The organism is Thioalkalivibrio sp. ALgr3 (genome assembly GCF_000377325.1).
Lineage (GTDB): Bacteria > Pseudomonadota > Gammaproteobacteria > Ectothiorhodospirales > Ectothiorhodospiraceae > Thioalkalivibrio.
Genome location: NZ_KB898018.1, coordinates 1 through 3,016, shown reverse-complemented (window position 1 = coordinate 3,016; position 3,016 = coordinate 1). Strand labels below are relative to the sequence as shown.

Genomic DNA, 3,016 nt, shown 5'->3' with positions numbered 1-3,016 from the left:
CCCCGAGCCACAACCGCTTCCTGAACCGGCTCCCTTGATGGGCCGGGAAGACCTCGGTGCCGTGGGTCCGGTCTACCCGATTGCGGAAGCCAACATGCTCGAATGGATCGAGCAGCAGCTTCTCAAGCGCGAGCGCTCCGGCGAGCTGGACCAGCTCAAGGAGGAAGCCATCGAGCAAGCACTGGATTCGCTGGAAAACCCCGAGCCGACCGAACTCCCGACGCTCGACTACGACACGGTGCAGTACCACGACCCCTCGATCATGGCGGCCCGCGACATCCGGGACCACGAGGGGCAGGTGATCGTGGAGAAAGGCACCACGGTCAACCCGCTCGACACCATCACCATGACCCGCGAAATGCTCTTTTTCGACGGCCGCGACCGCCGCCAGGTGGCGTGGGCGCGCGAGCGGATGGAGGAGGCGCGGGACGCGGGCAAGGTGCCACGGCCGATCCTCGTCGCCGGTTCCTATCTGGAGCTGATGCGCGAGTGGGAAGAGCAGGTTTTCTACGACCAGGACGGCGCCTTGATTCGGCAGCTCGGTATCGGCGCCGTGCCGGTGCGCGTGTACCAGGAGCCCGGCAAGCGGGTGCTCACGCTCGAATACGAAAGCATGACAGGCAGAGGGCCACGCTGATGCAGTCGATGATGAAGTGGATCGCCGGGGCGGCCCTGGGGGCGCTGGCGTTTGTTGCCGTTCCCAACGCGAGCGCGACGACCTGCACGGGATCATTCGCCAACCCGATCACGGACCTGTGCTGGTCGTGCATCTATCCGATCAAGGTCGGTGGCGTGACGGTTATGGATGACGGCCAATCCGACATAGATGGCCCCTCCGGCCCGTTGTGCAACTGCGGCATTGACGTTGGGCTAACCATGTCGTTCTGGGAGCCGATCCGCCGCATTGACGTGAACCGGAAGCCGTTTTGCATGGTGTCCCTCGGCGGCATTGAGGTGGACCCCGGCTTCGACGCTCCGGAACACGGGCGATCGCTTTCAGGGACCGGCCAGGAGTCCGGACAGACGACCGCCTTCTATCAGGCCCATTACTACATGGACCCGATCCTCTATTGGCTCGAAATCCTGCTGGACAATCCTTGCCTGGAAAAGAGCCCTTTCGACATCGCGTATCTCACCGAAGTCGATCCGATGTGGAATGACGACGAGCTGACGCTGATCCTGAACCCGGACGCCAACCTCTTTACGTCGCTCGCCGCCAACATCGCCTGCACGGCGGACTGTATTCAGGCCACGGCTGATTTCCCGAGCAACGAGCTTTATTGGTGCGCGGGATGCCAGGGGCCGCTGTATCCGCTCACCGGCAACGTCGCACAGCACACCAGTGGCCCTCAGACCGCCTCTCTGGTCCTCCAGCGGCTTCTCGCAAAGATGCACCGCCAGATGAATCTCTGGGCGGCCAATGGCAACGCGGGCCTGTGCGGGTACTACCCCCAGCCGATCATGGACAAGACTTCGTACAAATACACGATGCTCTACCCGGTCCCGCAGACCCGAAAAATCCGTGGGGAGTGCTGCCAGCCCCTTGGTCGGACCACTCAGGAGTGGGCGGCGGGAAAGGAGTACCCATATGAGGGCGAGGACTTCGCGTTCCAGGTCTTCCGTAAACGTGACTGCTGCCAGGGCGGCTTGACCCCGTTCTGAGCCATCCGGAGCCATCACTATGACCAAATCCACAGTTCGATACGCCTCGACGGCCCTGGTGTTGGCGCTTTCGGCCTATGCGCTGCCCACCATCGCGCTCTCCGATGTGGAGGGGGTTCTTCAGGAAGCGGAGGACCGCACCGAACGATTCCGGGATGGTGCGGCCGAGCGTCTGGAGGACAAACGCCTGGGCTCTCCGGAACTGGAAGACACGGAGGACCGGATGCCTTCTGGTGACCGACCGTTGCCCGAGGTCGCCGTGCCGGAGTTCGAGGTGGATGCGGCAAGCCAGGCGCCGGTCGATGAGTTTCTGCGTGACATCGAGGCCGGTGACCTGCGCCTGCCCGATCCCCGTGAACTCACCGATGGAGGCGTTCAGCTTATCGCCTTTGTTAGCTTCTCAATGCCGGATGAAAGCCTGAAGAACCTCATCCAAGAGGTGAACCGGGCCGGTGGCACGGTCCTGATGCAAGGGATGCACAAGGATTCCTACCAGGAAACCGCGCAAAAGGCGCAGGAGCTGGTCGGCCTGTCCACTGACGTTCACTTCAACATCGACCCCCGGCTGTTCACCGCGCTCAACATCGAGCGCGTTCCCACCTTTGCACTGGTCAAGGAGCCGGAATCGTTGTTGGCGTCGTCCTGTTCGGATCAGGGGGCCGGGGTCTGTGCCGCGCCTGACGAGGAGTTCCCGGCCGTGATCGTGTCCGGCGACGTATCCCTCGATTACGCCTTGCAAACCATTGAGCGACAGGCGGACTCGGCCGCGTGGAGCGACGTGGCCTCGAATTACCGCGCGACCCTCGACTCGGATTGACGCCCAACCAGGACATGACGATGTATCCCTTCCAGCATTTCTCCCTGGTCTCCAGATTGATCGTAGCCGCGATCATGCTTTCTCCGCTCGCGGCTTCGGCCGTGCCGCAGGAATACAACCCCGACACCTTCGATGGAAGCCAGTATGTGAGCTGCACGGCCATTCAGACCGAGTGCGTGCGATCCGGCACCGAGGAGATCGCGGGGACCGATATTCACCGCGACTGCTGGGAGTACGAGTCCACCTACGCCTGTTTGACCGAGGACCAAAACTTCTGCACGCCACTGAAAGAAGAGGGGTGCTTCGAGGTCTCCAGCGAATGCGTTGAGGAGGACCATCGCGGTCAGTGTATTCGGGAATCGCGGGTCTTCCAGTGTGAGGAGGATGTTGAACCCCAGCCTGAAGAAACGGTGCATCTTGGGGAAGAGTTTGTCATTGTCGAGGACAAACTGGACTACGAGGAATGTGAAGGCGCGGAGACCGATTCCTATTGTGAGCAGCAGGAACGGGTCTGCGTCGAAGGCCCGGAAACGCGGG

4 protein-coding genes are annotated in these 3,016 nt (G+C 62.0%); all 4 read left to right on the top strand.

Annotated elements, in window-relative coordinates; genetic code table 11:
* On the top strand, positions 1-637 hold a 637-nt coding region (gene traW / locus C998_RS0113755; protein ID WP_231365017.1), incomplete at its 5' end, for a type-F conjugative transfer system protein TraW.
* Positions 638-645: 8 nt separating this feature from the next.
* Positions 646-1,662 carry a TraU family protein gene (locus C998_RS0113750; RefSeq protein WP_231365016.1) on the top strand — a complete coding sequence of 339 codons (1,017 nt, stop codon included), beginning with the start codon at positions 646-648 and terminating at the stop codon, positions 1,660-1,662.
* A 19-nt stretch (positions 1,663-1,681) separates the two neighbouring features.
* On the top strand, positions 1,682-2,479 hold the full coding sequence (gene trbC, locus C998_RS0113745; RefSeq protein ID WP_018871450.1) for a type-F conjugative transfer system pilin assembly protein TrbC: 798 nt from the start codon (positions 1,682-1,684) through the stop codon (positions 2,477-2,479).
* Between the two features lie 14 nt (positions 2,480-2,493).
* Positions 2,494-3,016, top strand: a 523-nt coding sequence (traN, locus tag C998_RS14265) for a conjugal transfer protein TraN (RefSeq protein ID WP_196799395.1), incomplete at its 3' end; no start/stop codon positions are given.